This is a genomic window from Bacillus sp. Bvel1 (assembly GCF_014872755.1).
Classification (GTDB): Bacteria; Bacillota; Bacilli; order Bacillales; family Bacillaceae; genus Bacillus; species Bacillus velezensis.
The window spans coordinates 37704-59804 of the sequence record NZ_JAAOBZ010000003.1 but is presented as its reverse complement, the minus strand read 5'-3'; the positions used below and the strand labels follow the sequence as shown (position 1 = coordinate 59804).

Below are 22101 nucleotides of genomic sequence, written 5' to 3'. Positions count from 1 at the left end.
AAACTTTGAATTAACAGGTACGTTTTGTCTTGTTTAGTTTTCAAAGATCATTACCGCTTGTTGAAGCAGCTTTATTATCTTACCACTCAGCTTCTTTTATGTCAACAACTTTTTTTAAGTTGTTTCCGAAGCTTTTTGTTGTTGTCTGCTGTCCATCAGCGACGTTTAATAATATACCATGCATCCGCTGAATTTAGCAAGTATTTTTTTCGTTTTTTTTTGAAACGTATTTCGTTATATTCATCTCCGCCGCGGCATACGATGTAATCAAGCATGGACAAGATAAGGAGGCGTCACCAGTGAACCACTTCTACGTGTGGCACATCAGAAGGATAAAACAGCTGCTTATTATTATTATTGCCGCATTTGCAGCAGCCAGCTTTTTTTATATACAGAGAGCCGTCCCCCTTCCTGTATTTTTAACTGATAGCGGCCCGAAGGCTATTTCAAAAGGGGAGACGAAAGCGGGCGAAGTCGCATTAACATTCGATATCAGCTGGGGCGACGAAAAAGCGGTTCCGATTCTGAACGCGCTAAAAGCAAACGGTATTAAAAACGCCACTTTTTTTCTGTCAGCTTCTTGGGCGGAACGACACCCGGACACAGTTGAACGTATGGTAAAAGACGGACATCAAATCGGCAGCATGGGATATGCGTATAAGAATTATACCAACCTAGAGGACAACGAAATAAAAAAAGATATCCTTCGGGCCCAGACCGCATTTAAAAAGCTGGGTGTGAAGAATGTTCATTTACTCCGCCCGCCGACCGGACAATTTAATAAAAAGGTTCTTGCCATTGCACAGCAGTACCGCTATTCAGTGGTTCATTACAGCGTTAACTCGCAGGATTGGACAAATCCCGGTCCTGATAAAATCATTGAAAATGTAAACAGTCATATAAAAGGCGGCGACATTGTCCTGCTGCACGCCTCTGATTCAGCAACACAGACCGAAGAAGCGCTCCCCCCCATCATTCACAATTTAAAGCAAAAAGGACTGAAAAACGTGACAGTCGGCGACCTGATCGCAAATACTGACGTCAAGTCATCAGAAGTGAAATAACTACCTCTGGGCAAACTTCGGCAGCATTAACAGCTGAAACGCATTGCAGCCCATCAGCGGAATCAGCATCAAATAAAGCCAGTCCTCATTATTCACTCTTAGCGCAGGAACCCATTCAAGCGCTGTAATAACGACCATTAAAAATAATGATGAAACGAACGTATTTTTTGAGGACTGCTTTTGTTTTATATACGCCGTCAACAGGCCGACGGCAAGCAGAGCCAGCGGCAGCCAGACAAACCCCGCAATCGAGTCATCCCGCTCACCGAAAAACAAAAATCTGACGTACATTAAATCAAAAGCGACAAACAGAATGATAAACAGCTGAAGCAGATTCCAAAGCGAGTTTGATCTGAGAATTTCAAGGGCAAACCGGTGCACCGTCAGAAAGACGAAGAATCCCATCTGGCTGATCACACTGAAAATCATGCCTACCCCGATAAACCAGATCAGAACGGAGAAAATCTGACCGGCCTCAAAATTCAGAAAGAACCCCTTGTACTCCCCCCACTTCAGTGCAAATCCCACGACGCTTGTAATAAGAGCGCCCACAGCTAAAATCGAAAAGAAAAATCGAACAAGCCCGCGGCTTTTCATCTCTTATTCATCCCCCTGACAATCGCGTTCAGCGATATTTTGTTATGTATAAATCCATTCCGATGAATCATATTAAAAATAAGTACAAGTAAGGAAGGAGCTTATGCATGTCAAAAGCCAAAACGCTATTGATAAGCTGTTTTATTGTATTATCTGTAACAGCTTGTGCTCCAAAAGACCAAGCAGCGGATATGGATTATGACCAGACTAAAAAAATGGTTGTTGATATATTAAAGACAGATGATGGAAAAAAAGCAATTAAGGAAATATTAAATGATGATGCGATGAATGAGGCATTGGTGATTGATCAAAATGCCATTAAAGGCACAATAGAGAAAACCCTCACCTCTAAAAAAGGGGCGGAGTTCTGGAAAACCATCTTTGAAGACTCAAAGTTCGCGGAGAGCTTTGCAAAAACGCTTCAGCCCGAGCACGAAAAAATCATAAAAAAACTGATGAAAGACCCTGATTATCAGAAAAGTTTTATGCAGATCATGCAGGACCCCGGCATGGATAAAAAATACTATGAGCTGGTGAAAAGCCAAAAGTTCCGCAGTTACTTAGAAGATGTAATTACAGAGACACTTTCCAGCCCGCTTTTCAAAAAGCAATTCGAGGATGAATTGAAAAAAGCGGCTTCAAGTTCTGAAAAAGAAAGCCAATAAAAGGCCGGGCCGTGTTGATCCCGGCCCCTTTTTTATTCAGCTGTTTTTTCAATGACTTTTTGGGCGATACCCATATAAATTTCCCCGATCGGATGACTTCTGTCATAGACAGAAGGCGCAAACTGGTCCTTGTCCCAATCAGGCTGTTTTAAAGGAATTCTGCCAAGCAGCGGCACCTGCAATTCCTCTGCAAGCTTATCTCCCCCGCCTTGACCGAACACATATTCTCTCTCGCCGGTTTTTGCACTTTCATAGTAAGCCATATTTTCAATGACCCCTACAACTTCATGATCGGTCTTAATCGCCATAGATCCCGCTCTCGCCGCTACAAATGCGGCTGTAGGGTGCGGCGTTGATACGATAATCTCTTTGCAGCTCGGAAGCATCGTGTGTACATCGAGCGCCACATCACCCGTGCCGGGCGGCAGGTCGAGAACGATATAGTCAACCTCTCCCCAGTCAACCTCATGGAAGAAGTTATTCAGCATCTTGCCCAGCATCGGCCCTCTCCACACAACCGGAGCGTTTTCTTCGACGAAAAAGCCCATCGACATAACCTTTACTCCAAATCTTTCGACAGGAAGCAGTTTTTCTCCTTCAACTGTCGGGCGAACTGTAATACCCATCATGTCCGGCACGCTGAATCCGTATATATCCGCGTCGATCAAGCCGACTTTTTTGCCGAGCCGCGCAAGAGAAATGGCCAGGTTGACGGAAACCGTTGATTTGCCGACACCGCCTTTTCCGCTTGCCACCGCAAGAAAGACCGGCGGATGTTTCCTATTCAGCAGGGTTTCGCTTTCAGCAGCAGGCCGGCTGAATTTCGCCAATGTTTCTTCCGGCAGCTCTTCAAACCGCAGTCCCACAGTTTCCGCACCCGCTTCTTTCAGAACGGATACGATTTCCTGCTGAATGCCCATCTGTTCAGCCGTCCCCGTTTTTGCCAATGCAATTTTTACACTGACATGCCGTTTTTCCGGCTTGACCTTTACTTCTTTAATGGCATCCAATTCTCCCAGCGGTCTATGAAGAAAAGGTTCGCGCATGTTTCCGACTATATTTCTTACTTCATCTTCTCTTATCATCGAACCCTCACCCTTTGTGTATTCGTTTACAAATGGTATTATAACATATATTTTAAACGTAGAATCGGCGAAAAACCCTCCTTACTCGGGAGGGTCTCCTTTTTCTGTAAAATATCTCAACACGCCCTTATACACGGAAGAAGCGATTTTGTCCTGATATTTAGGCTGGCCAAGCCTTTTCGCTTCCGCGGGATTGGACAGAAATCCGATTTCCACCAGGGCGCCCGGTTTGGTTACATTCTGCATTAAGTAAATGCCGTGTATCCGTTTCGCCTTTCTCGTTGTATTCTCCAAATTGATTCTCAATTCGTCCTGTATATATTTTGCCACTTTTTCATTCTCTTCGTATTTTCCATAGTAGAAGCTTTGGGCGCCGCTCCATCTCGGTGACGGTATGGCGTTCAGATGAATGCTGATATAAAGCTCCGCCTCTGAACGGTTGATGATCTCCACGCGCTTTCTCAGATCTTCCGCTTTGCGTCTGCTGTAGCCTTTCGTCCCTTCAGGAGCTAAATCAGTATCCGTCTCCCGCGTCATAATGACCAAAGCTCCCTGCTCCTGCAAATAGTCTCTGACCCTGGAGGCCACTTCGAGAGTAATGTCCTTTTCAAGGTGACTGCCTCCCGTGGCGCCTCCGTCCGGCCCGCCGTGTCCCGGATCGAGATAGATGATTTTCCCGCTCAGCGGCAGGCTCCACGGCCGCCAGGAATCATCATTATGGAATTGAAATCGGAATAAACACAATAATATGATAAAGCCAAGTAAAAAACCGAGCCATTTCAGCTTTTTTGTCATAGCTTTCCCTCCCGCTTGTCCCCGTTATTAATAAGTATGGGACAAGGGAAGAAATTATGATTACCTCATGCGGAGCTTACATTGTTTTTCTCTTTGCAGAAATCCTTCCGTCCACCAGCTGTTGATAAACCGGCAGGACGCTTCATAGATTTCTTTTTGTTCAACGGAAGAATATTGCTCATGCGTCCAATTGCAAAGATATTCAAAAAAATCGGCCGTCAGTTCTTCCTCTTCTTCAGCCGAACGTGCGTTTGCCCTCTGCAAAGACTCACCATAATAGCCAAAGACGCCGAACCGGCCGCCTAATAAATACGCTTCAATTGCAAAATCTATGCATCCTTCACTCAGAATGCCGTTTTCGTCTTGAAGAAAGGGAAACAAAGGGGTGAGACATGCTTTTACGGACTGAATGATCTGCGTCAGTGACAGCTCCTTTAGTAAACTCTTCTCAAGCTCATAATCCTTCTGCCGTTTCACGTCTGAAAAAGATAATACTTCTGCCATTGCCAGCCACGCTCCTTTTTACTGTTATTTTGAAAGGAAAAGGGAAAAAGCATGCTTTGTTGATAGTGGAAATCCTCCCAAATGAAGGAGTTTCATGTTAACTGGAAGAATAAAGAGCTGAGGTGACGTGATGAAAAAGCTGTTTCAATACAATTGGACGGTGCGTGACGAGTGGTTTATGATATGTGAAAAGCTGAGCCGGGAGGAACTGACGAAAACCCGGACGGGCGGAATGGAGAGCATCTTGCGGACTTTATTTCATATCATTGATGTCGAGATCAGCTGGGCTCGTGCCATTTTAGGTAAAGATGATGTTTTACCCGCTGAGTCTGACTATACGAGCATTCAGGATCTCAGAAAGCTGTCTGAACAGTATCGGGAGGATGTCATTCATGCGGTCTCCCGCAAAGGGGCGGATCTTGTTAAGCCGGACTGGATGGACCAAACCTTTCCTAAAGAAGATATTCTCCGCCACATCCTTGCGCATGAGATTCACCACATGGGACAACTGTCGGTTTGGGCCAGAGAGATTGGAATAGAACCGGTTTCGGCTAATGTGATCAGCCGTCCGCAGGAAAAAGCCGCAAAAAAACAGCACCTCTGACGGGATGCCGTTTTTATATTTTAATGCTTCTTGTTACGGAGTATGTATTAATGTATTCATCCAGCACGAGGCCGCCTTTGTCCTCGTAAAAACCGGCAACCATAAAGCCTACGTCAATCTGACCTTTAATTTGATCCTCCAGCGTATGGCCGAATTCAAGCGCTTCATGATTATCAATAAGTTCCTTTACCTTTTTCTTACTCAGATCTTTTTCATCCGAAAACGGAATGGAATACTTTACTTTTAGTACGCCTTCCTGCTCTAAATCCATATCAAATAAGAACACGACGGGATTTACAAAACCGGAGACTAAAGACCCGCCTTTTTTCAATACGCGATGAGCTTCTTTCCATACCGGAAGAACCGTATCAACAAAGCAATTCGATACCGGGTGCACGATAAAATCAAATGACTCATCATCAAAACAGCTCAGATCATTCATGCTGCCTTTGACAGTCCGAAGCGTAAGACCGTCCCGCTCAGCTACCATTCTGTCTTGCGCAAGCTGTTTTTCCGAATTGTCAAAGATGGTGACGTCCGCTCCTGCAGCAGCAAGGACCGGCCCTTGCTGTCCTCCTCCTGAAGCGAGACAAAGAACCTCCAGACCGTCTAGGGGCGGAAACCAATCCGCCGGCACATCTTTTCCGGGGGTCATTCTGATGCTCCAATTGCCTTTTTTCGCTTCACCAATTGTATGAGAATCAACCGCAACCGTCCATTCATTGCCTGTTTCGACTTTTTTATCCCATGCCTTGCTGTTATGTATGACTAACTTATTCATTATAACTGCGCTCCTTATTGGTAATGAATAGAGTATAACAAACAATTCTAGAAAAACATCGGATAACCTCTTCGATATGAGAAAAAAATACAAAAAAACCACAACCAAGAAGTTGTGGTTTTTGCCATCCAAAACGATTAACGTTTTGAGAACTGAGGTGCACGACGAGCGCCTTTAAGACCGTATTTTTTACGTTCTTTCATACGGGCGTCACGAGTCAGAAGACCAGCACGTTTAAGTGTTGCGCGGTATTCTGGATCTGCTTCAAGCAAAGCACGAGCGATACCGTGACGGATTGCTCCAGCTTGACCAGATAAGCCGCCTCCATGTACGTTTACTAAAACATCATAAGTACCAGCTGTTTCAGTTAAAGCTAATGGTTGTTTGATATCTTCGATTAGAGCCGGAGATGGAATGTGCTCGCTGATTTCACGATTATTAACGACGATACGACCTTCTCCTGGAACTAAGCGCACACGCGCTACAGAACTTTTACGACGGCCAGTACCGTAATATTGAACCTGTGCCAAATTGGTAACCTCCTTTTTAATTAACCGCGAAGTTCGTAAACTTCAGGTTTTTGTGCTTCATGTGGATGCTCAGAACCACGGTATACGTTCAATTTCTTGAACATTTGACGACCTAGAGAACCTTTTGGAAGCATGCCTTTGATAGCAAGCTCAAGCATTTTCTCAGGGTAGTTTGTACGCATTTCAAGAGCTGTTCTTGATTTCAGACCGCCTGGGTGCATTGTGTGACGGTAGTAGATTTTATCAGTTAACTTTTTACCAGTTAACTCGATTTTTTCAGCGTTGATGATGATCACATGATCTCCAGTATCAACGTGCGGTGTGTAAGTCGGTTTGTGTTTCCCGCGAAGGATAGATGCAACTTCTGTAGAAAGACGTCCTAAAGTCTTGCCTGCTGCATCAACAACTAACCACTTGCGTTCAATAGTACTTGCGTTAGCCATAGGTGTTGTACGCATTTAATTCCCTCCTAAATGATCTGTCATTTTTTCATAAACTTCTGTTACGTTCTATTTCACAACACAATAAGTTCCGGGGCTTATCGTGGGGTTGAAATACATACCATATGATATCTTATAACTTTATGCAGACTCTGTCAAGAAAATGTTACACCTGGTTTAGTTGTCATAGCAAACGCTCCATAAATACAGCCCGTGCCCCGGTGCGGTGCGCCCCGCGGCTTCGCGATCCTTCGCTTCGAGCATTGCTTTTACATCATCGGGAGAAAATTTTCCAGCTCCTGTATCCAATAACGTTCCGGCAATGATTCTGACCATATTATAGAGAAAACCGTTTCCGGTGATCCGCATCTGCAGGCCGTCTCCGGTCTCAGTCCAATCCAGCTCGTAAATCGTTCTGACCTTATCCTGAACCGCGGTATCAGCCGCGCAAAAGCTTGTGAAATCATGTGTCCCGATGAGGTGCCTTGAAGCTTCCCTCATTTTCTGCACATTAAGCTGATATGCAAAATGGTAAGCGTAATGTCGTTTAAATACGTCCGGGTGTTTCTCCGTATATACAAAGTAGCGATATTCCTTTTGGACTGCGCTAAATCGTGCATGGAACCCATCATCCGCAATCTCTGCTGTTTTGACGGCAATATCATCAGGCAGCAGGGCATTGAGCGCAAACGGCCATTTCTCAGCCGGGATGGACAGCGGCGTATCAAAATGAATAACCTGCCCGGCAGCATGAACATCGCTGTCCGTGCGGCCGGATGAGATGACAGGCACCCTGCCGTCCGTTTTATGGATGACGGCCAGCGCTTTTTCCAATTCACTTTGAACGGTCCGCTTTCCAGGCTGAACCTGATATCCGTTAAATAAATGCCCGTCATAAGCAATGGTACATTTCACTCTCATTCAGCAGCACCTCTAACTTCTTAAGAAAAACAATAACACGGCTAATACGATGATGAGCAGAATGGCTCCGGTATCCTTTCCGGTCCAGACGAGCTTTCTGTATTTCGTTCTCCCCTCACCGCCCTGGTAGCCTCTCGCCTCCATGGCGACCGCAAGCTCTTCCGCGCGTTTAAAGGCGCTGACAAACAGCGGGACAAGCAGCGGAACAACCGCTTTGATTCTGTCTTTCACCGGGCCGCTTGTAAAGTCCGCACCCCTCGCCATTTGCGCCTTCATGATTTTATCTGTCTCTTCCATCAATGTCGGGATAAATCGCAATGATATCGACATCATCAATGCGAGTTCGTGTACGGGCAGCTTCACCTTTTTAAAAGGATTCAAGAGCTGCTCCATTCCATCCGTTATTTCAATCGGCGTTGTTGTCAGCGTCAGCAGCGTTGTCATAAAGATAAGGTAAACGAAACGGAGGGAGATAAAAATCCCCTGTATAAGTCCGCCCTCATACACTTTAAACCAGCCAAGCTGAAAAATAACAGATCCTTCATGCGTCATGAAAATGTGTAATAAAAAGGTAAACGCCACAATCCAGATAATCGGCTTAAGCCCTTTCAGCAAAAAGCTGAACGGCACTCGTGTTAAGGCGATCACCCCGAATGTAAACAAACCGAGCAAAGCATACGTTTGTACGTTGTTTGCCAAAAAAACGATACATACAAAAAGAAAGATGCTGACAAGTTTTGTTCGCGGGTCCAATCGGTGAATAAGCGATGATCCGGGAACATACTTTCCGATAATCATGCTGTCCATCATTGGTCCTTTTCCTCCTGAAAGAAAGCCTTAATTTCGCTCGCGGCATCCTGCAGGGTCAGCATGGGTTTTTCATACTTAACTCCGAGAGCCTCCTCAAGCCGTCTCTGAAACTTCACCGACTCAGGAAGATCCAGTCCCATTTCGGCCATCTCTTCACCTTTTACAAACAAGTCACGCGGACTCCCCGTCGCTTTAATGGTGCCTTTGTGCATGACGATCATTTCGTCAGCATAGCGGGCGGCGTCCTCCATGCTGTGGGTGACGAGAACGGTAGTCAGGTTTCCCCGCTGATGAAGCGCATAGAACATGTCCATAATGTCCTGGCGCCCTCTCGGATCAAGACCGGCTGTCGGTTCATCCAAAACCAGCACTTCCGGCTCCATCGCGAGAACGCCGGCAATCGCCACTCTGCGCATCTGGCCGCCGCTGAGCTCAAACGGTGAACGATCCAAAATGTCTTCCGGAAGGCCCACAAGCCCCAGCATTTCTTTTGCTTTCCGTTCAGCGTCTTCTTTTTTTACACCGAAATTCATCGGTCCGAATGCGATGTCCTTCAGCACAGTCTCTTCAAACAGCTGATGTTCGGGAAATTGGAAAACGATTCCGACTTTTTTTCGCAGAGTCTTAAGGTCTTTATTCTTTTTACCGGCTGCCAGAATCGTGCTCCCGAGCTCAAGCTGTCCTTTAGTCGGTTTCAGCAAACCGTTTAAATGCTGCAGGAGCGTCGATTTGCCCGACCCTGTATGTCCGATGACGGCAACGTAGCTGCCCTCTTTTATCACGGCATTGATATCATACAGAGCAAGCCGTTCAAACGGTGTCTTCATTTGATAGCGGTGTTCTACATCTTTGATTTTAATGTCCACAGCTCATTCACCAGCCCTTCCTGAGTCAGATGGTTTTTCGTTAACGCCAGTCCGCTTTCTTTCAAAAGCAGGCTGAGCTGGAATGAGAAAGGCAAATCAAGACCGATGCGAACCAAGTCTTCATTTAATTTAAAAATCTCTTCAGGCGTGCCCTCTGCATATTTCCTGCCGCCGTTCATCACAATGATCCTATCCGCCCTTGCGGCTTCTTCCAGGTCATGTGTTATCGAAATGACGGTGGCCATGCCCTGATCTTTTAAGCGTCTGACAGTATCAAGGACTTCTTCTCTCCCAATCGGGTCAAGCATGGATGTCGCTTCATCCAAAATCATAATATCAGGACGCGCGGCAATAATTCCCGCGATCGCCACTCTTTGTTTTTGACCTCCGGAGAGATGGTGCGGCTCTTGATCAAGAAAATCCTGCATATTGACTTGTGTGACAGCCCAATCTACTCTCTCAATCATTTCTTCGCGCGGAACACCATTGTTTTCTAAACCAAAAGCCACATCATCGCGAACAGTCGTTCCGACAAATTGGTTATCGGGATTCTGAAAGACCATCCCTATTTTTTTTCGCACATCCCACACGGTATCCTCAGTCAGCTTGATGCCGCCGACATCAATTTCTCCGGCCTCAGGCAAAATCAGCCCGTTCAGCGCTCTGGCCAAAGTCGACTTCCCTGAACCGTTGTGACCTACGATAGCAAGCCATTCTCCTTCATATACCTCCAGACTCACACCGTCCAGCGCCGGTCTTACTGCATCTTTGCGGTAGCGGAATAGAATGTCTTTTACGGATATAAGCTGTTTTTGATCCACGGGCGCCTGACCTCCTCTCAGCTATAGCTCTGCTTTTCTGTCTCATGATAAAAAGTTCTGATATCTAAAAAAAGGGCATAGATCCAGTTAGAAACTGTCCCGCCCTTCTTTAGATACACAAAAATATGTGATTAAACCAATTCGATGATTGCCATTGGTGCACCGTCACCACGGCGAGGACCAAGCTTCATAATACGTGTGTATCCGCCTTGGCGCTCCTCGTAACGAGTTGCAATGTCAGAGAATAATTTTTGAAGTGCATCTTGGTTATTTTCTTCATTAGCAACCTCGTTGCGAATGTATGCAGCAGCTTGACGACGAGCATGCAAGTCACCGCGCTTACCAAGAGTGATCATCTTTTCAACAACAGAGCGAAGTTCTTTCGCACGTGTTTCAGTTGTTTCAATTCTTTCGTTGATGATCAAATCTGTTGTAAGATCACGAAGCATAGCTTTACGCTGTGAACTCGTACGTCCTAGTTTTCTGTATGACATGTGATGTCCCCTCCTTTAATGGAATGCTGTTTCTAATTAAAAAACACACGAAAATCCTAGTTCACATGGAAACTAGATCAATCGTCTTTGCGAAGGCCGAGTCCAAGTTCTTCAAGTTTCGCTTTCACTTCTTCAAGTGATTTGCGTCCCAGGTTGCGAACTTTCATCATATCTTCTTCCGTCTTGTTCGCAAGTTCTTGAACCGTGTTAATGCCCGCACGCTTCAAGCAGTTGTAAGAACGGACAGAAAGATCAAGTTCCTCAATCGTCATTTCAAGAACTTTTTCTTTTTGATCCTCTTCTTTTTCAACCATGATTTCAGCATGCTGAGCTTCGTCAGTTAAACCGACGAATATATTAAGGTGTTCAGTTAAAATCTTTGAACCGAGAGCAATTGCTTCCTTCGGTCCAGTGCTTCCGTCAGTCCAAACATCAAGTGTAAGTTTGTCATAGTTTGCAACCTGGCCTACACGAGTGTTTTCTACCTGATAAGATAAACGAGAAACTGGCGTAAAGATTGAATCGATCGGAATCACGCCGATTGGCTGATCGTCTCTTTTGTTCGAATCAGCAGGTGTATACCCACGTCCTCTTTGTGCAGTAAGGCGAACTCGGAAACTCGCATTCTCACCAAGAGTCGCGATATGAAGATCCGGATTAAGGATTTCAACATCGCTGTCGTGTGTAATATCAGCTGCTGTGACAGTTCCTTCGCCCTGTACATCAATTTCAAGCGTCTTCTCTTCATCAGAGTAGATTTTCAATGCAAGCTTTTTAATGTGCAAGATTATCGTTGTAACATCTTCCACAACGCCTTCGATTGTCGAGAATTCGTGCAGTACACCATCTATCTGGATCGATGTTACAGCGGCACCAGGGAGTGAGGATAAGAGGATACGACGTAAGGAGTTACCCAGAGTTGTACCATATCCACGCTCAAGCGGCTCTACGACAAACTTACCAAATTTGGCATCGTCGCTGATTTCAACCGTTTCGATTTTTGGTTTTTCAATCTCGATCATTACTTAAAACCCTCCTTCAAAACGTCGAAACCTCGAATAGAATCATATGAGATTCCATCCGAAATTCCCCATTGTTTAGTCCCGTATGTGCTCAGGCAACGAGTCGGTGCATTCGTTTCATAAATAACTGTATCATAACCCATTATTGACAGGGACACAAAATCTATACAAACAAATTACACGCGGCGACGTTTTGGTGGACGGCATCCATTATGAGGAACAGGAGTTACGTCTCTGATAGCTGTAACTTCAAGTCCGGCAGCTTGTAAAGCACGGATTGCAGCTTCACGGCCAGAACCTGGTCCTTTAACAGTTACTTCAAGAGTTTTAAGTCCGTGTTCGATTGAACCTTTAGCAGCTGTTTCAGCAGCCATTTGCGCAGCAAAAGGAGTCGATTTACGAGAACCTCTGAATCCTAGAGCTCCGGCACTTGACCAAGAAATAGCATTACCATGAGTATCAGTGATCGTAACGATCGTGTTGTTGAAAGTTGAACGAATATGAGCGATTCCTGACTCAATATTCTTTTTCACGCGACGTTTACGCGTGTTTTGTTTACGAGCAGCAGCCATTGTTTAGGTACCTCCCTTACTTATTTTTTCTTGTTAGCTACAGTACGACGCGGACCTTTACGAGTACGCGCATTGTTTTTAGAGTTTTGTCCGCGAACAGGCAAACCTCTGCGATGGCGGATTCCGCGGTAGCTTCCGATTTCGATCAGACGCTTGATGTTAAGAGAAACTTCACGGCGAAGGTCACCTTCTACTTTCAGTTTGTCAATAACATCACGGATTTTACCAAGTTCTTCTTCAGTAAGATCACGCACACGAGTATCTTCAGAAACACCAGCCTCTTTCAAGACTTGCTGAGCCGTTGTGCGGCCAATTCCGAAGACATATGTTAAAGAAATAACAACACGTTTGTCACGTGGGATATCTACACCAGCAATACGAGCCATTCTCTGGGCACCTCCTTATTAATTATCCTTGTTTTTGTTTATGCTTTGGATTTTCACAGATCACCATTACTTTTCCTTTTCTGCGAATAACTTTACATTTCTCGCAGATTGGTTTAACTGATGGTCTCACTTTCATGTGTTTCCAACCTCCTTCAGTTTCCGGAGTGCTTTATTTGTAACGGTACGTAATCCTGCCACGAGTTAAGTCATATGGAGATAATTCTACCGTAACTTTGTCTCCAGGTAAAATGCGAATGAAGTGCATGCGGATTTTACCAGATACGTGAGCCAAAACCGTATGGCCATTTTCGAGTTCAACTTTGAACATCGCGTTTGGCAGTGTTTCGACAATCGTACCTTCCACTTCAATTACATCGTCTTTCGCCATTCAAGTGTTCTCCCTTCTTCAAATCAGTAACTTGCTCTCTGACAAATTTCAAAAGAGAAAATCTCAGTTATCCGTTTGTCACACGCCCTGTTTCGTTTATACTGTTCTGAACTTCCGGAGATACGCAATCATAAAGGGTGAATGATTGATATTCTTTTTCTAAGGAGAATGAAATGTACGCTTTTCTCCGTCTGCTTTAGTACACGATGATGAATCTTCCTTCCGATGACAGCAGCTAGCCGGTTTTTCTTCCGACCAATTGTAAACCTACAATCTGCCCAGGTGCGGAATGAAAAACATGTGTCATGGAATTCATTTCATCATCTAGACTTTTGTCAGTATATCAAAACCCGTTTCCGTAATCGCAATCGTATGTTCAAAATGAGCACACTTTTTCCCATCTACCGTTACAACCGTCCAGTTATCAGCCAATGTTTTCACATACCGGCTGCCAGCGTTAACCATCGGTTCTATAGCGAGAACCATACCAGGCTTCAGCCTAGGTCCTTTGTTTGGCGGACCGTAATGAGGAATTTGCGGATCCTCATGCAAGTCTTGACCAACACCATGTCCGACATACTCCCTAACAACTGAAAACTGCTCATTTTCGACATACGTTTGTATTGCGTGGGAAATATTCGACAAACGTTCACCTGGTTTTGCTTCCTTCAAGCCTTTATATAAAGACTCCTCTGTCACTTCCAGCAGTCGTTTATCATCATCACTGATGTTTCCTACCGGATATGTCCAAGCAGAGTCACCATGATAACCATTTAATTTAGCACCGATATCAATGCTGATAATGTCACCGTCACGCAAAACCCTTTTACCGGGAATTCCGTGAACGAGTTCTTCATTAACTGATACACAGATGCTCCCGCGAAACCCATTATACCCCTTAAAAGATGGGATTGCACCCTGCTTCTCAATAAAACGTTCGGCAATTTGATCCAATTCTTTTGTCGAGATTCCTGGTTTAATGTGCTTTTTCATCTCTTCATGAGTCAAAGCCACGATTCGCCCTGCTTCCCGCATGATGCTAAGCTCACGAGGGGTCTTACAGATAATCATTTGCTCAATCCTCCAAGAAGCTCTTTCACATCTTTGTACACGTCGTTAATGTCCTGCTGGCCATTGACGTTGACAAGATACCCTTTCTCAGAATAAAAATCGAGTAAAGGCTGAGTCTGCTTCATGTTGACCTCAAGCCGTTTTGAGACGGTTTCCTCATTATCATCTGCCCGTTGATAAAGGTCTCCTCCGTCTTTATCACAAACACCCGGCGTTTTCGGCGGATTGAAAACCAAATGATAGGTTGTGCCGCAAACACTGCAAATTCTGCGTCCAGTCAAACGTTCCATTAAAGAGTCTTTGTCTACTTTAATGTTAATGACATAATCAATCGGCTTGCCGTATTCCTCAAGAATGTTTTCAAGAGCTTCAGCCTGAGCGACTGTTCGCGGAAATCCGTCCAGAAGAAAACCTCTTTCACAATCATCTTTGCCGAGTCTTTCTTTGACAATGCCGATTGTGACTTCGTCCGGTACGAGCTCGCCTTTATCAATATAAGACTTTGCTTCGAGTCCGAGTGGTGTTTCTTCTTTCATAGCAGCACGGAACATATCTCCCGTTGAGATATGAGGTATCCCATAATCCTCAACAATTCGTTCTCCCTGTGTGCCTTTACCGGCTCCAGGAAGTCCCATTAAGACTAAGTTCATTCGGATTTCCCCCGTCCTCTCTTATTAAGAGGAATGGTTAAAACCAGTCCTCTAATTTTTCATAAATCCTCGGTAATTACGTTTCACTAACTGGCTCTCCAGCTGCTTCATTGTCTCCAAGGCTACCCCGACGACAATTAACAATGATGTTCCGCCAATCTGTGCACTTTGAGGCAATCCAGCGAATTGAATGAAAAAGATAGGAAGAATGGAAATCACGGCTAAGAATATAGAACCCACAAACGTAAGTCGATACAAAATGCTCGTAATTCTATCTTGAGTCATTTTCCCTGGACGAACCCCCGGGATATAGCCACCCTGTTTTTTTAGGTTATCAGCCATTTGTTCAGGGTTTACCTGCACAAAAGCATAGAAGTACGTAAAGGCGATAATTAATGCGACATAAACCGTCATGCCCACCGGATGTGTATTGTCAAAGTTGGCTTGAATCCACTTTGTCACATCGTTTTCTCCGAAAAATGACGCGATAGTACGCGGCGTAATAAGGAACGCAACCGCAAAGATTACCGGAATAACCCCTGCCGGATTCACTTTAAGCGGAAGGTGAGTTGACTGGCCTCCGCCAACAGGTGAACGACCTTGCCCTTTTGCATATTGAATCGCGATTTTGCGTACGGCCTGCTGAATGAAAATAACACCAACAATAACGGCCAAAATCGCAATCACCAGTAAAGCGATTTTCACAATATGAATAAACAGCTGATCGCTGCTGCCGACAAATTGAGTCTCATAAATCTGCCCAACAGTTTTCGGAATACTAGCCACAATCCCCGCGAAGATGATGATCGAAATTCCGTTACCTACTCCATTGGAAGTAATTTGTTCACCCAGCCACATTAAAAAAGCAGTTCCTCCAGTGAGTACTAAAGCAATAATCAGATATGTCGATATGCCGGATTTTTCAATCAGCATACCGTTTGCCAGGTTGTTAAACCCGTAAGACATACCTAATGCCTGGATAAAACCAAGCACAATCGTAAAATATCTCGTGAACTGAGCTAATTTACGGCGGCCGACTTCACCTTGCTTAGACCACTCGGTAAACTTCGGCACAACATCCATCTGAAGCAGCTGAATGATGATCGAAGCAGTGATGTAAGGCGTAATTCCCATCGCAAAAATGGAGAACTGATAAAGCGCACCGCCGCCAAATGTGTTAAGGAGATCAAAAACCCCCATCGAACTTTGTGTCTGCAACGCCTGAGCATTTACATATGGCACAGGGATAAACGCACCTATGCGAAAGACGATAAGCATGAGTAATGTAAAAATGATTTTATTCCGAATATCACTCACACGCATAAAGTTGGAGATTGTCTTAAACAAGTTAGATCACCTCAGCTGTACCGCCAGCAGCTTCAACAGCTTCTTTCGCAGAAGCAGAGAATTTATTGGCTTTTACAGTTAATTTTTTCTCTAATTTACCGTTGCCAAGAATCTTTACTCCTGCATTAAGTTTGCTAATAACACCAGTCTCAAGAAGAAGTTCAGGAGTGACTTCCGTTCCTTCCGCAAAACCGTTCAATTTGTCTACGTTCACAATAGCGTATTCCTTACGGTTGATGTTTGTAAAACCGCGCTTAGGAAGACGTTGGAATAAAGGCATTTGTCCCCCCTCGAATCCAGGGCGTACACCGCCGCCAGAACGAGCGTTTTGACCTTTGTGACCTTTACCAGCTGTTTTACCGTTACCAGAACCAATACCACGACCTACGCGATTGCGTACTTTACGTGAACCTTCTGAAGGCTTTAATTCATGAAGTTTCATTAGGACACCTCCTTAGCCTATAATTTATTTTTATTGTTCTTTAACAGAAACTAGATGAGATACTTTATTAATCATACCGCGGATCGCAGCGTTATCTTCATGAACGACAGTTTGGTTTGTTTTCTTTAAACCAAGTGTTCTTACAGTAACGCGCTGATCTTCCGGGCGACCGATTACACTGCGTTTGAGGGTAATTTCTAATTTAGCCATTAATGTTCCCTCCTTATCCTAACAGTTCTTCTACAGATTTTCCACGAAGCTTCGCAACCTCTTCGGCACGTTTAAGCTCACTTAAACCTTGAAGTGTTGCACGGATCATGTTGATCGGTGTGTTAGAACCTAAAGACTTAGAAAGGATATCAGCAACGCCAGCAAGCTCAAGTACCGCACGTACAGGGCCTCCAGCGATAACTCCAGTACCTTCAGAAGCAGGTTTCAACAAGATATTGCCTGCACCGAAACGTCCGATGATTTCGTGTGGAATCGTAGTTCCAACCATTGGTACTTCAATCAAATTCTTTTTCGCATCTTCAACAGCTTTGCGGATTGCTTCAGGTACTTCTTGTGCTTTACCAGTACCGAAACCTACGTGACCGTTTTTGTCACCGACAACGACTAGAGCTGCGAAACGGAAACGACGACCACCTTTAACAACTTTCGCTACGCGGTTAACCGTAACTAAGCGTTCTTCTAACTCTAATTTGCTTGGGTCAATACGACGCATAATCATGTGTCCCTCCTTTTTTTATTAAAATTTCAGTCCGGCTTCACGAGCTGCATCGGCCAGAGCTTTTACACGTCCATGGTATAAGTATCCGCCGCGGTCAAATACTACGTCAGAAACACCTTTCTCAGAAGCGCGTTTCGCAACGAGTTCACCGACTTTAGCAGCAGCAGCGCTGTCACCAGTGCTTTCCACGTTCAAATCTTTATCGAGAGTAGAGGCACTAGCAAGTGTAACGCCATTTACATCATCGATGATTTGAGCATAAATGTGTTTGTTTGAACGGAACACATTCAGACGAGGTCTTTCAGCTGTGCCTGAAAGTTTAGCACGAACACGGGCATGTCTTTTTTGACGAGCAGCATTTTTGCTAGTTTTCGTAATCATCCTTAGGTCACTCCTTTCTTCACTTTAAGCGGTCTTACTTAGCAGATTTACCTTCTTTACGGCGAACAACTTCACCTTCGTAGCGGATTCCTTTACCTTTGTAAGGCTCTGGAGAACGTACAGCGCGGATGTTAGCAGCGATAGCTCCTACACGCTCTTTGTCTGTACCTTTTACAACTACTTTAGTTTGAGAAGGAACTTCGATTTCGATGCCCTCTTCAGGAACGATCTCAACAGGGTGAGAGTATCCAACGTTTAAAACAAGTTTGTTTCCGGATTTAGCCGCACGATAACCGACACCGACTAATTCCAAACCTCTTTCAAATCCTTTAGATACGCCTTCAACCATGTTTCCAAGCAGACTGCGAGTCGTACCATGCAGCGCACGGTGCTCTTTGTGATCAGAAGGACGAGTAACTGTAAGCACGTTGTCCTCAATTTTGATTTCCATATCAGGATGGAAAGTACGAGTTAATTCTCCTTTTGGTCCTTTTACAGCTACAGTGTTGCCTTCGTTCAGCGTTACTGTAACTCCAGAAGGGATCTCAAGCAGTTTTTTACCTACACGAGACATACTAAAACACCTCCATTCTTGTTAAACTTCTTACCAAACGTATGCTAGAACTTCTCCACCAGCTTGTTTTGCACGGGCTTCTTTGTCCGTTAAAACACCTTGTGATGTAGAAATAATCGCGATTCCAAGACCGTTAAGTACGCGAGGTACTTCATTTGATTTAGCGTATACACGCAAACCTGGTTTGCTGATTCTTTTAAGACCAGTGATAACGCGCTCGTTGTTTTGTCCGTATTTCAAGAAAACGCGGATGATACCTTGTTTGCTGTCTTCTACGAACTCAACGTCACGAATGAAACCTTCACGCTTTAAAATGTCAGCAATTTCTCTTTTCAATTTAGAAGCAGGAATTTCAAGCTTCTCATGACGTACCATGTTTGCATTGCGAATACGAGTCAGCATATCTGCAATTGGATCTGTCATAACCATTATATAATTACCTCCTTCCCATTCTTGGGGATTACCAGCTGGCTTTTTTCACGCCAGGAATTTGTCCTTTATATGCAAGCTCACGGAAACAAATACGGCAAAGTTTAAATTTACGAATGACTGAGTGCGGACGTCCGCAGCGTTCACAGCGAGTGTACTCTTGCACTTTAAACTTTGGTGTACGTTGTTGTTTCGCAATCATTGACTTTTTAGCCACGATTTCGCCTCCCTTTCATTGATTATTTCTGGAACGGCATACCTACTTGAGTTAATAGCTCACGAGCCTCTTCGTCAGAGTTAGCAGTCGTTACGATAACGATGTCCATTCCGCGAACCTTTGTTACTTTATCGTAGTCAATTTCAGGGAAGATTAACTGTTCTTTGATACCAAGAGTGTAGTTTCCGCGACCGTCGAAAGATTTCTTAGAAATCCCGCGGAAGTCACGTACACGCGGTAAAGATACAGAAATAAGTTTATCAAGGAAATCATACATGCGCTCTCCGCGAAGAGTTACTTTCGCACCGATAGGCATTCCCTCACGAAGACGGAATCCAGCAATTGATTTCTTCGCACGAGTAACGACAGGTTTTTGACCTGCGATAAACGTTAATTCTTCAACAGCACTGTCGATTGCTTTTGCGTTTTGAACAGCATCACCGACACCCATGTTGATTACGATTTTTTCGATTTTTGGCACCTGCATAACAGAGTCGTAGTTGAACTTCGTCATTAAAGCAGGTGAAATTTCTTTATTGTACTTTTCTTTAAGGCGGTTCATGAGATAGACCTCCCTTCCTTTAAATACTATTTATCTAAGACTTGCCCAGATTTTTTTGCAACACGAACTTTTTTGCCATCTTCCACTTTGTATCCTACGCGAGTCACTTCACCTGTTTTAGGATCGAGCGGCATAACGTTTGATACATGAATTGGCGCCTCTTGATTAGAAATACCGCCTTGAGGGTTTGCTTGAGTTGGTTTAGAGTGCTTCTTCACCATGTTTACGCCCTCAACTAGAACGCGGTCCTTTTTAGGGAAAGCAGCAAGGATCGTACCTTGTTTGCCTTTATCTTTACCAGAGATAACCATTACTTTATCGCCTTTTTTCACATGCATCCTGATCGCACCTCCTTGAGTAAGGCATTTATTTCATTAGATAACTTCTGGAGCCAGAGAAACAATTTTCATGAAGTTGTTTTCACGTAATTCACGGGCAACCGGTCCGAAGATACGAGTTCCACGCGGGCTCTTGTCGTCACGGATGATAACACATGCATTCTCATCGAAGCTGATGTATGATCCGTCAGATCTGCGTGCTCCGCTTTTTGTGCGAACGATAACAGCTCTTACGACTTCACCTTTTTTGACAACGCCTCCTGGTGTTGCTTGTTTAACCGTGCAAACAATTACATCACCAATGTTAGCCGTTTTACGTCCAGAACCGCCAAGAACTTTAATAGTAAGTACCTCACGCGCACCGGAGTTGTCAGCAACTTTTAAACGAGTCTCTTGTTGAATCATTATTTGTTACCTCCCTTCGGAAAAAGAATTCCGAACTTTATTAGATAATAACAGCTTCTTCGACAACTTCTACTAGACGAAAACGCTTAGTTGCAGATAATGGACGAGTTTCCATGATCTTTACGATGTCTCCGATTTTAGCTTGGTTATTTTCATCATGTGCTTTGAATTTCTTTGAGTATTTTACGCGTTTACCGTAAATAGGATCCTTTTTGTATGTTTCAACAACAACAGTGATGGTTTTATCCATTTTGTCAGAAACAACACGGCCTTGGTAAACTTTGCGTTGGTTACGTTCGCTCATGCTCACGACCTCCCCTCAGTGATTATTTGTTGGCAGCAATTTCTCTTTCACGAATCACAGTTTTCATGCGCGCGATAGCTTTGCGCACTTCACGAATGCGAGCAGTATTTTCAAGTTGTCCTGTCGCTAATTGAAAGCGAAGATTGAAAAGTTCTTCTTTAAGAGACTTTACTTTTTGTTCAATTTCAGCAGTGGTAAGGTCACGAATTTCATTAGCTTTCATTTGATTCACCACCAATTTCTTCACGTTTTACGAACTTCGTTTTAATTGGCAATTTGTGAGATGCAAGACGAAGAGCTTCACGAGCTACCTCTTCAGACACACCAGAAATTTCAAATAAAACTTTGCCCGGTTTTACAACAGCTACCCAGCCTTCAGGAGCCCCTTTACCGGAACCCATCCGTACCTCAAGCGGTTTAGCAGTGTAAGGTTTTGAAGGGAAAATTTTAATCCAAACTTTACCGCCACGTTTCATGTAACGAGTCATCGCAATACGTGCAGCTTCGATTTGGCGGTTCGTGATCCAAGAAGCTTCAAGAGCCTGGATACCGTACTCACCAAAATGTACTTCAGTACCGCCTTTAGCGCGACCGCGCATTTTTCCGCGATGCTCTCTGCGATATTTAACGCGTTTTGGTAATAACATATTATTTTCCTCCTTCCTCAGTTTTCTTCTTAGTAGGAAGAACCTCTCCACGATAGATCCAGACTTTTACACCAAGCTTACCGTAAGTTGTGTCAGCTTCAGATGTTGCATAGTCGATGTCAGCACGTAAAGTGTGCAATGGAACAGTTCCTTCACTGTAGTATTCAGAACGAGCGATATCAGCTCCGCCAAGACGGCCGGAAACCATTGTTTTCACACCTTGTGCTCCAGCACGCATAGTGCGTTGGATTTGTTGTTTCTGCGCACGGCGGAAAGAAATACGGTTTTCTAGTTGACGAGCGATGTTGTCAGCTACAAGCTGAGCATCAAGATCTGCTCTTTTGATTTCAAGAATGTTAATGTGTACACGCTTGCCAGTAAGGCTGTTAAGGGCTTTACGAAGTGCTTCAACTTCAGATCCGCCTTTACCGATTACCATACCAGGCTTAGCAGTGTGGATCGTAATGTTAACGCGGTTTGCTGCACGCTCGATTTCTACTTTAGAAACAGAAGCGTCAGAAAGGCGTTTGCTAATGAATTCACGAATTTTTAAATCTTCGTGCAGGAAGTCAGCGTAATCTTTACCAGCGTACCACTTAGATTCCCAATCACGAATGACTCCGATACGAAGACCGACTGGATTTACCTTTTGACCCACT

37 protein-coding genes and 1 pseudogene are annotated in these 22101 nt (G+C 44.4%); 3 read left to right on the top strand and 35 right to left on the bottom strand.

Going from position 1 to position 22101, the window contains the following annotated elements:
• The first annotated feature begins 299 nt into the window (after positions 1 to 299).
• Entirely contained in the window at positions 300 to 1064 is a 765-nt protein-coding gene (pdaB, locus tag HAP68_RS00805) for a polysaccharide deacetylase family sporulation protein PdaB (RefSeq protein WP_024084804.1), read from the top strand.
• Here pdaB and kbaA read toward each other — a convergent pair whose 3' ends face one another.
• Positions 1065 to 1661, bottom strand: coding sequence for a KinB-signaling pathway activation protein (gene kbaA, locus HAP68_RS00800; RefSeq protein ID WP_003156571.1), 597 nt, complete (start codon positions 1659 to 1661; stop codon positions 1065 to 1067).
• A gap of 107 nt (positions 1662 to 1768) precedes the next feature.
• Between kbaA and gerD the strand changes: the two genes are divergently transcribed.
• Positions 1769 to 2326, top strand: coding sequence for a spore germination lipoprotein GerD (gerD, locus tag HAP68_RS00795; RefSeq protein ID WP_014304224.1), 558 nt, complete (start codon positions 1769 to 1771; stop codon positions 2324 to 2326).
• Between the two features lie 32 nt (positions 2327 to 2358).
• Here the strand turns inward: gerD and HAP68_RS00790 are convergent, their stop codons facing one another.
• The 3 genes from HAP68_RS00790 to HAP68_RS00780 form a co-directional block, all read right to left on the bottom strand.
• Positions 2359 to 3411: an Mrp/NBP35 family ATP-binding protein gene (locus tag HAP68_RS00790; protein ID WP_003156567.1), complete on the bottom strand. Its 1053-nt coding sequence runs from the start codon at positions 3409 to 3411 to the stop codon at positions 2359 to 2361.
• An 81-nt stretch (positions 3412 to 3492) separates the two neighbouring features.
• Positions 3493 to 4206, bottom strand: a complete 714-nt coding sequence (cwlD, locus tag HAP68_RS00785; RefSeq protein WP_007410417.1) for an N-acetylmuramoyl-L-alanine amidase CwlD — start codon at positions 4204 to 4206, stop codon at positions 3493 to 3495.
• A gap of 60 nt (positions 4207 to 4266) precedes the next feature.
• Positions 4267 to 4710, bottom strand: coding sequence for a DUF2521 family protein (locus tag HAP68_RS00780; protein WP_003156564.1), 444 nt, complete (start codon positions 4708 to 4710; stop codon positions 4267 to 4269).
• A 130-nt stretch (positions 4711 to 4840) separates the two neighbouring features.
• Here HAP68_RS00780 and HAP68_RS00775 point away from each other — a divergent pair, with 130 nt between their 5' ends.
• Positions 4841 to 5314 carry a DinB family protein gene (locus tag HAP68_RS00775; RefSeq protein ID WP_015388778.1) on the top strand — a complete coding sequence of 158 codons (474 nt, stop codon included), beginning with the start codon at positions 4841 to 4843 and terminating at the stop codon, positions 5312 to 5314.
• Between the two features lie 13 nt (positions 5315 to 5327).
• Here the strand turns inward: HAP68_RS00775 and HAP68_RS00770 are convergent, their stop codons facing one another.
• The 31 genes and pseudogenes from HAP68_RS00770 to rpsC form a co-directional block, all read right to left on the bottom strand.
• A complete protein-coding gene (locus HAP68_RS00770; protein ID WP_024084803.1) occupies positions 5328 to 6095 on the bottom strand; it encodes a class I SAM-dependent methyltransferase in 768 nt (255 codons plus the stop codon).
• A gap of 137 nt (positions 6096 to 6232) precedes the next feature.
• The gene (gene rpsI, locus HAP68_RS00765; protein ID WP_003156557.1) at positions 6233 to 6625 is read right to left on the bottom strand and encodes a 30S ribosomal protein S9; all 393 of its coding nucleotides are present in this window, start codon (positions 6623 to 6625) and stop codon (positions 6233 to 6235) included.
• Positions 6626 to 6645: 20 nt separating this feature from the next.
• Positions 6646 to 7083, bottom strand: a complete 438-nt coding sequence (gene rplM, locus HAP68_RS00760; RefSeq protein WP_003156556.1) for a 50S ribosomal protein L13 — start codon at positions 7081 to 7083, stop codon at positions 6646 to 6648.
• 159 nt (positions 7084 to 7242) lie between these two features.
• Positions 7243 to 7986, bottom strand: a complete 744-nt coding sequence (gene truA, locus HAP68_RS00755; RefSeq protein ID WP_015388779.1) for a tRNA pseudouridine(38-40) synthase TruA — start codon at positions 7984 to 7986, stop codon at positions 7243 to 7245.
• A 12-nt stretch (positions 7987 to 7998) separates the two neighbouring features.
• Positions 7999 to 8796, bottom strand: a complete 798-nt coding sequence (locus HAP68_RS00750; RefSeq protein WP_014304219.1) for an energy-coupling factor transporter transmembrane component T family protein — start codon at positions 8794 to 8796, stop codon at positions 7999 to 8001.
• The gene (locus HAP68_RS00745; RefSeq protein WP_003156552.1) at positions 8793 to 9662 is read right to left on the bottom strand and encodes an energy-coupling factor ABC transporter ATP-binding protein; all 870 of its coding nucleotides are present in this window, start codon (positions 9660 to 9662) and stop codon (positions 8793 to 8795) included. Before HAP68_RS00745 ends, HAP68_RS00750 begins: the two co-directional genes overlap by 4 nt.
• Complete coding sequence (locus tag HAP68_RS00740) at positions 9638 to 10483, bottom strand: energy-coupling factor ABC transporter ATP-binding protein (RefSeq protein WP_003156551.1); 846 nt, start codon at positions 10481 to 10483, stop codon at positions 9638 to 9640. Before HAP68_RS00740 ends, HAP68_RS00745 begins: the two co-directional genes overlap by 25 nt.
• A 131-nt stretch (positions 10484 to 10614) precedes the next feature.
• Positions 10615 to 10977, bottom strand: coding sequence for a 50S ribosomal protein L17 (gene rplQ / locus HAP68_RS00735; protein WP_003156550.1), 363 nt, complete (start codon positions 10975 to 10977; stop codon positions 10615 to 10617).
• A 77-nt stretch (positions 10978 to 11054) separates the two neighbouring features.
• Positions 11055 to 11999 (bottom strand): DNA-directed RNA polymerase subunit alpha, encoded by a 945-nt coding sequence (locus HAP68_RS00730; RefSeq protein ID WP_003156549.1) that lies wholly within the window; start codon positions 11997 to 11999, stop codon positions 11055 to 11057.
• Between the two features lie 176 nt (positions 12000 to 12175).
• Positions 12176 to 12571 (bottom strand): 30S ribosomal protein S11, encoded by a 396-nt coding sequence (gene rpsK / locus HAP68_RS00725; RefSeq protein WP_003156547.1) that lies wholly within the window; start codon positions 12569 to 12571, stop codon positions 12176 to 12178.
• A gap of 20 nt (positions 12572 to 12591) precedes the next feature.
• Positions 12592 to 12957, bottom strand: a complete 366-nt coding sequence (rpsM, locus tag HAP68_RS00720; protein ID WP_003156545.1) for a 30S ribosomal protein S13 — start codon at positions 12955 to 12957, stop codon at positions 12592 to 12594.
• A gap of 22 nt (positions 12958 to 12979) precedes the next feature.
• Positions 12980 to 13093: a 50S ribosomal protein L36 gene (gene rpmJ, locus HAP68_RS00715; RefSeq protein ID WP_003156543.1), complete on the bottom strand. Its 114-nt coding sequence runs from the start codon at positions 13091 to 13093 to the stop codon at positions 12980 to 12982.
• A 33-nt stretch (positions 13094 to 13126) separates the two neighbouring features.
• Positions 13127 to 13345, bottom strand: coding sequence for a translation initiation factor IF-1 (gene infA, locus HAP68_RS00710; RefSeq protein WP_003156508.1), 219 nt, complete (start codon positions 13343 to 13345; stop codon positions 13127 to 13129).
• Positions 13323 to 13605 (bottom strand): annotated as a pseudogene (locus tag HAP68_RS19425) (KOW domain-containing RNA-binding protein). Before HAP68_RS19425 ends, infA begins: the two are co-directional and overlap by 23 nt.
• A 64-nt stretch (positions 13606 to 13669) precedes the next feature.
• The gene (gene map / locus HAP68_RS00705) at positions 13670 to 14416 is read right to left on the bottom strand and encodes a type I methionyl aminopeptidase (RefSeq protein WP_003156505.1); all 747 of its coding nucleotides are present in this window, start codon (positions 14414 to 14416) and stop codon (positions 13670 to 13672) included.
• Positions 14413 to 15066, bottom strand: coding sequence for an adenylate kinase (locus HAP68_RS00700; protein WP_007410407.1), 654 nt, complete (start codon positions 15064 to 15066; stop codon positions 14413 to 14415). Before HAP68_RS00700 ends, map begins: the two co-directional genes overlap by 4 nt.
• Positions 15067 to 15117: 51 nt before the next feature.
• Positions 15118 to 16413 (bottom strand): preprotein translocase subunit SecY, encoded by a 1296-nt coding sequence (gene secY / locus HAP68_RS00695; protein WP_003156501.1) that lies wholly within the window; start codon positions 16411 to 16413, stop codon positions 15118 to 15120.
• Position 16414: 1 nt separating this feature from the next.
• Positions 16415 to 16855 carry a 50S ribosomal protein L15 gene (gene rplO, locus HAP68_RS00690; RefSeq protein WP_003156499.1) on the bottom strand — a complete coding sequence of 147 codons (441 nt, stop codon included), beginning with the start codon at positions 16853 to 16855 and terminating at the stop codon, positions 16415 to 16417.
• Between the two features lie 30 nt (positions 16856 to 16885).
• Positions 16886 to 17065 (bottom strand): 50S ribosomal protein L30, encoded by a 180-nt coding sequence (rpmD, locus tag HAP68_RS00685; protein WP_003156497.1) that lies wholly within the window; start codon positions 17063 to 17065, stop codon positions 16886 to 16888.
• 13 nt (positions 17066 to 17078) lie between these two features.
• Positions 17079 to 17579 carry a 30S ribosomal protein S5 gene (rpsE, locus tag HAP68_RS00680; protein WP_003156493.1) on the bottom strand — a complete coding sequence of 167 codons (501 nt, stop codon included), beginning with the start codon at positions 17577 to 17579 and terminating at the stop codon, positions 17079 to 17081.
• Between the two features lie 24 nt (positions 17580 to 17603).
• The gene (rplR, locus tag HAP68_RS00675; protein WP_003156492.1) at positions 17604 to 17966 is read right to left on the bottom strand and encodes a 50S ribosomal protein L18; all 363 of its coding nucleotides are present in this window, start codon (positions 17964 to 17966) and stop codon (positions 17604 to 17606) included.
• A 34-nt stretch (positions 17967 to 18000) separates the two neighbouring features.
• Positions 18001 to 18540 carry a 50S ribosomal protein L6 gene (gene rplF, locus HAP68_RS00670; protein ID WP_003156490.1) on the bottom strand — a complete coding sequence of 180 codons (540 nt, stop codon included), beginning with the start codon at positions 18538 to 18540 and terminating at the stop codon, positions 18001 to 18003.
• Positions 18541 to 18570: 30 nt separating this feature from the next.
• On the bottom strand, positions 18571 to 18969 hold the full coding sequence (gene rpsH, locus HAP68_RS00665) for a 30S ribosomal protein S8 (protein WP_003156489.1): 399 nt from the start codon (positions 18967 to 18969) through the stop codon (positions 18571 to 18573).
• A 31-nt stretch (positions 18970 to 19000) separates the two neighbouring features.
• Positions 19001 to 19186, bottom strand: a complete 186-nt coding sequence (gene rpsN / locus HAP68_RS00660) for a 30S ribosomal protein S14 (RefSeq protein ID WP_003156488.1) — start codon at positions 19184 to 19186, stop codon at positions 19001 to 19003.
• A 22-nt stretch (positions 19187 to 19208) separates the two neighbouring features.
• Positions 19209 to 19748, bottom strand: a complete 540-nt coding sequence (rplE, locus tag HAP68_RS00655) for a 50S ribosomal protein L5 (RefSeq protein ID WP_003156487.1) — start codon at positions 19746 to 19748, stop codon at positions 19209 to 19211.
• 26 nt (positions 19749 to 19774) lie between these two features.
• Positions 19775 to 20086 (bottom strand): 50S ribosomal protein L24, encoded by a 312-nt coding sequence (gene rplX, locus HAP68_RS00650; protein WP_003156486.1) that lies wholly within the window; start codon positions 20084 to 20086, stop codon positions 19775 to 19777.
• Positions 20087 to 20122: 36 nt separating this feature from the next.
• Positions 20123 to 20491: a 50S ribosomal protein L14 gene (gene rplN / locus HAP68_RS00645; protein ID WP_003156485.1), complete on the bottom strand. Its 369-nt coding sequence runs from the start codon at positions 20489 to 20491 to the stop codon at positions 20123 to 20125.
• Positions 20492 to 20531: 40 nt separating this feature from the next.
• Entirely contained in the window at positions 20532 to 20795 is a 264-nt protein-coding gene (gene rpsQ / locus HAP68_RS00640) for a 30S ribosomal protein S17 (protein ID WP_003156484.1), read from the bottom strand.
• Positions 20796 to 20817: 22 nt separating this feature from the next.
• The gene (rpmC, locus tag HAP68_RS00635) at positions 20818 to 21018 is read right to left on the bottom strand and encodes a 50S ribosomal protein L29 (protein ID WP_003156482.1); all 201 of its coding nucleotides are present in this window, start codon (positions 21016 to 21018) and stop codon (positions 20818 to 20820) included.
• Positions 21008 to 21442 (bottom strand): 50S ribosomal protein L16, encoded by a 435-nt coding sequence (gene rplP, locus HAP68_RS00630; RefSeq protein WP_003156478.1) that lies wholly within the window; start codon positions 21440 to 21442, stop codon positions 21008 to 21010. Before rplP ends, rpmC begins: the two co-directional genes overlap by 11 nt.
• A 1-nt stretch (position 21443) precedes the next feature.
• A complete protein-coding gene (rpsC, locus tag HAP68_RS00625) occupies positions 21444 to 22100 on the bottom strand; it encodes a 30S ribosomal protein S3 (protein ID WP_003156476.1) in 657 nt (218 codons plus the stop codon).
• Between the last annotated feature and the right edge of the window lies 1 nt (position 22101).